The sequence below is a fragment of the Clostridia bacterium genome, from assembly GCA_017405765.1.
Lineage (GTDB): Bacteria > Bacillota > Clostridia > Oscillospirales > RGIG577 > RGIG577.
Window position 1 is genome coordinate 1 of record JAFQZS010000054.1, and the last position, 4,364, is coordinate 4,364.

The following is a 4,364-nucleotide window of genomic DNA, read 5'->3' on the forward strand; positions in this document are numbered from 1 at the left end:
GCCGCCCTTGACATGCATTCCGTTCCCGCTTATACTGCAAGAAAGGGAGGCCGGAATAATCCGCCCTCCCGCAATATATTATTTTTGCTCTGTTTTACACCATGCTTCGGGCTTTACACAAATTTTGGGACAGACCCGATTTTTATTTCGCTGCAGTCCCTTTTTTGCTTTATTAAATTTCCCGTCTGCCTTCCGGGCTTGCCTTACAAAGCCTTACTTCCCCAAAAGATAATTTATAAACTGCTGCGCCGTTCTGCCCGAGAGGCCGCCGTGCGCCATTTCCCATCTGTCGGCTTCTTTTTTAAGCTCCGCTTTATCAATTTTCAGCCCGTTCTTCTCGGCAAGCTTTGAAACTATGTCGATATACTGCGCCCTCGTAGGCTTTGAGAAGTTTATCGTTACGCCGAAGCGGTGCGCCAAAGACAGCTTTTCCTCGATAGTATCGGAATGATGCACATCAGCCTCGGTCACCTCTACGTCGTTTCTGTCGCGCCATATCTCCCGTATAAGGTGGCGGCGGTTGGACGTAGCATATATCAGAATATTTTCGGGCACGGTCTCCATGCCGCCCTCGATAACGGCTTTTAAAAATTTATACTCCGTTTCGTTATCTTCAAAGGAAAGATCGTCCATATATATTATGAACTTATAATTGCGCGACTTTATCTGCGATACTAGCAAAGACAGATCCTTGAACTGATGCTTATATATCTCGATCATTCTAAGCCCGTCCGCATAAAATTCGTTTACTACAGCCTTTATGCTCGTCGATTTGCCGGTGCCGCTGTCGCCGTACAGAAGCACGTTGTTCGCGCGTTTGCCCAAAACGAATGCGCGCGTGTTTTCTATAAGCTTTGCTTTTTGTATCTCATAGCCGATTATATCGGAAAAACTAACTTTTACCATGTTGCTTATCGGCTTGAATACTATATTACCGCTTTCATCACTGTCAAACCGAAAGGCTTTATTCATACCGAACGAGCCAACGCCGTAACGCCTGTAAAACTCAATTATGCTTCTTATGAAGGTTTCTTCATCAGGCGAAGAGGAGAGCTTATCCGAAAGCAGGCGTACCTTTTCATTTATTGCACGATCATACATAAAGTCGCCCATTGCCGGCGAGACGTAGTTTTGTATAACGGAAAGCACGTCAGTTCCCAGCGCCTTCTCAAGCGGCCCGAAATCAAACCTGAAAAGCTTCATAAAAGCGCCCAGATCGTTTTTTGCAAAATGAACCATGCTTCCCAGGCCGGCGTCGTTTTTCTCGCACGACAGAGATAAAGGGTTTTCATCCATTATGATAAGATATGTAAGATAATCATGCCAGATATTTTTGTCAAATCCGTATTTTGAAGCCATCTTAAGCAGCTTTCTTATCTCATCATACAGTTTTATAAGAATATCGCCATTGTCAAACTTGTTCTCATACACGGCCTTTGATACAGCCGAAATACCTTCTAGCACATCATACTCCGGCAGACTTTTGTAAAGAAGTATTTTAGAAACTATATTATGCATGTTGAATTCTCCTTAAATCATTCAGAGCTTTGAAACGGCGCGCGTAAGCCTCAAAAGCGCCTCTTTTAACACAGCTTTCGGACATGCTATGTTCATACGCATAAAGCCGCTGCCGCCGCGCCCGAAAATATACCCTGAATTGAGATAAAGCCCCGCCGACTTTAAGAAAAAGTCGTCAAGCTCCTCGTCGCTCATCGAAAGCGCCCGGCAGTCGAGCCACATAAGATACGTGCCCTCCGGCCGCACCAGCGATATTTTTCCGCCTGTCGGATCCAGCGCCTCGGAAAGCATGTTTACGTTATCCGAAAGGTAGGAAAGAAGGACGTCGAGCCATTGTTCGCCGTGCGTATACGCCGCCATAGACGCGTAAGCCGCCATTACGTTATGGGCGCCGTATCCGACGGAGAGGCACGCTTTTTTTACGCTGTTTCGCAGGTCTTCGTTTTCTATAAGCATATTTGCAGCCTGAAGCCCCGCAAGATTAAATGTTTTTGACGGTGCGGTGCAGGTGACGGTCATATTCGATATCACTTTCGAAAGCGACGCAAAGGGGATATGCACGCTGCCTTCGTATATAAAATCGGAATGGATCTCATCGGATATAATTAACACCCCGTGTCTCTTACAGATATCGGCCATAGTTAGAAGCTCCGCGCGCGTCCAAACGCGCGATACGGGATTATGCGGCGAGCATAATAAAAACAGCTTTACTTTGTTCTTTATTATCTGAGCTTCAAAATCGTTGAAATCCATTTCATATCGTCCGTCTTTCAAAACAAGTTCCGAAACGACAAGCTTTCTTTCATTTGCCAATATTATCTTTGGGAAGGGGTGATAAACGGGCTGGCATATTATTACCGCATCGCCGGGACGACTTAACGCGCGTATCGCCGCAGCCATTGAAAAAACAACGCCCGGCGCCTGTACGATCCACGAAGCGTCGGCATTAAGACCCATCCGACGGGAAAACCATCCGACTACGGCGCTCCTGTACTTTTCTCCCAAATCGGTATATCCGAAAATGCTGTGATCCGCACACTTTATAAGCGCGTCCGTTACGGCGGGCGGAGTCTTAAAATCCATATCGGCCACCCAAAGCGGTATCATATCGGGAAACGAAACGCCTTTCGGCGTTATATCATATTTAACGGCGCCGGTGTTCGCTCTGTCATATACCTTATCGAAAAACGATTTATCTATATTTGCATATATCTTCTCCATAATAAACAAGCCTCATATCATATAATCAAAATTTCCTTCTTTTTCGCTTTTGTCCAGCATATCCTGAAGCGTTATACCGTTTAAGTATTCCGTTATGGTATCATAAAGCCCCTGCCACATCGGAAGCGTTATGCACTCCGAACATCTGGGACAGTCGTTTTTCTCTCGCTCAAGGCAGGCGATAGGAGCAAGGCTCCCCTCGGTAAGCCTGAGTATCTCTCCGACAGTATAATCCTTCGGTTCGCTTGCAAGCTTATATCCGCCCAAAAAGCCGCGGTTTGCAATGAGCATCCCCGATTTGCTTAGCGCGGGCACTATTTGTTCCAAATATTTTTTCGAAATATCCTGACGTTTTGATATATCCTTAAGCGATATAAATCCTTCATCGCGCCGCTGGGCCAAATCAAGCATTACGCGAAGCGCATATCTTCCTTTTGTTGATATTTTCAAACAGATCACCACATTTCAAAAGATAAGTGTTATTTCATAATAATAACATAGTTTTAGTAGGCTTTCAACGGATAAAGCGGGAAAAACAATAATAATTTTTTCTTAAGTTATAAAACATGTAATTTAAGGGCATAATTTACAAAAGCAGACTCGCACTGCTTATATTAAAAAACGGAGGAAAAGGTATGTTTTATACTTTCAAAAAAGAGAAAATGATGTTTTTAAAAAAGTCTGTTGTTTTAGCGGCGGCGATCATTCTTTCAATTTCAGCGTTTATATCTTTCGATGCTCAGGCGGGATATTTTGACGCGCATGAAGCTAAGAAAGCAGAGGCGCACGCAGTTGCCGAAAACGCAAGGGCGCTTGGCGCGACTGAAAACGACAGCGTTATAATCGCCGCAAAAGCTCTGTGGCAGCAGGCGCAGTCGGAAATAGAAAAGGAGCTTGATATGCTGGCGCGCGTCGTATATTTTGAGGCAGGGTCGTCGTGGATATCCGATCGTCACCAGCAGCTTGTGGCATGCGTGCTTCTTAACCGATGTGCGGACAGCCGTTTTCCGGATACGATAAGTGAAAACATATACAGAAAAGGCCAGTATGCCTGTGCGGGAAGGCTTTATAGCGTATCAGAAGAAAAAATCCCCTCGCGCTGCTATGACAACGCAAAAGCGGCGGCTTACGGAAACGTTGAATGTCCGTCCGACGTTATATTTCAGGCACAGTTTCGGCAGGGAAGAGGCGTGTATGAACGCGACGGAAATACGTATTTTTGCTACGGTTAAATCGTAAATATCTGAAAATATGACAAGGAGTTGAGATTATCAGTCATTATATCGTTTCACCTAGGGGCCCCGCAAAAATAATCGGCAGACTGCCTAAAAACGCCCGCGTATTGGAAAATATAGACGTAGGCTTCGGAATTCGATACAGTATCGTTTTGTCGAACGGAGAGCTTTGCGCAGTGAGAATAAGACAAAAGCGCTGATATTTAAAGAACAACTGCGCTTTTCGCCGCCTATCCCTTTTTATTCAAATGTTATGGTACAAATGATATGTGACAAAAGAGAATGGAAATTCAACTCGAACATGGTATGATGAAGTTACCACACCAAATCAACCGTGAAAGAGATGAATTTCCATGACCAGTTTAGCATCTAGCGCGCATTTCCGTCAAC

Annotated in this window: 4 protein-coding genes; 1 reads left to right on the top strand and 3 read right to left on the bottom strand. The window is 44.9% G+C overall.

Annotated elements, in window-relative coordinates; genetic code table 11:
* Positions 1-213: 213 nt before the first annotated feature.
* From IJG50_09755 to IJG50_09765, 3 genes are read right to left on the bottom strand one after another with little or no spacing between them, the layout of a single operon-like run.
* Positions 214-1,518 carry an ATP-binding protein gene (locus IJG50_09755; protein ID MBQ3380121.1) on the bottom strand — a complete coding sequence of 435 codons (1,305 nt, stop codon included), beginning with the start codon at positions 1,516-1,518 and terminating at the stop codon, positions 214-216.
* A gap of 21 nt (positions 1,519-1,539) precedes the next feature.
* On the bottom strand, positions 1,540-2,739 hold the full coding sequence (locus IJG50_09760) for a pyridoxal phosphate-dependent aminotransferase (GenBank protein ID MBQ3380122.1): 1,200 nt from the start codon (positions 2,737-2,739) through the stop codon (positions 1,540-1,542).
* 12 nt (positions 2,740-2,751) lie between these two features.
* On the bottom strand, positions 2,752-3,189 hold the full coding sequence (locus IJG50_09765; GenBank protein MBQ3380123.1) for an Rrf2 family transcriptional regulator: 438 nt from the start codon (positions 3,187-3,189) through the stop codon (positions 2,752-2,754).
* 185 nt (positions 3,190-3,374) lie between these two features.
* Between IJG50_09765 and IJG50_09770 the strand changes: the two genes are divergently transcribed.
* Entirely contained in the window at positions 3,375-3,971 is a 597-nt protein-coding gene (locus IJG50_09770; GenBank protein ID MBQ3380124.1) for a cell wall hydrolase, read from the top strand.
* Positions 3,972-4,364 lie beyond the last annotated feature (393 nt).

Bases quoted from the DNA above. Each gene is read 5' to 3' on its own strand.
- IJG50_09770 (MBQ3380124.1), top strand. From the start codon at position 3,375: ATGTTTTATACTTTCAAAAAAGAGAAAATGATGTTTTTAAAAAAGTCT.
- IJG50_09760 (MBQ3380122.1), bottom strand. From the start codon at position 2,739: ATGGAGAAGATATATGCAAATATAGATAAATCGTTTTTCGATAAGGTA.
- IJG50_09755 (MBQ3380121.1), bottom strand. From the start codon at position 1,518: ATGCATAATATAGTTTCTAAAATACTTCTTTACAAAAGTCTGCCGGAG.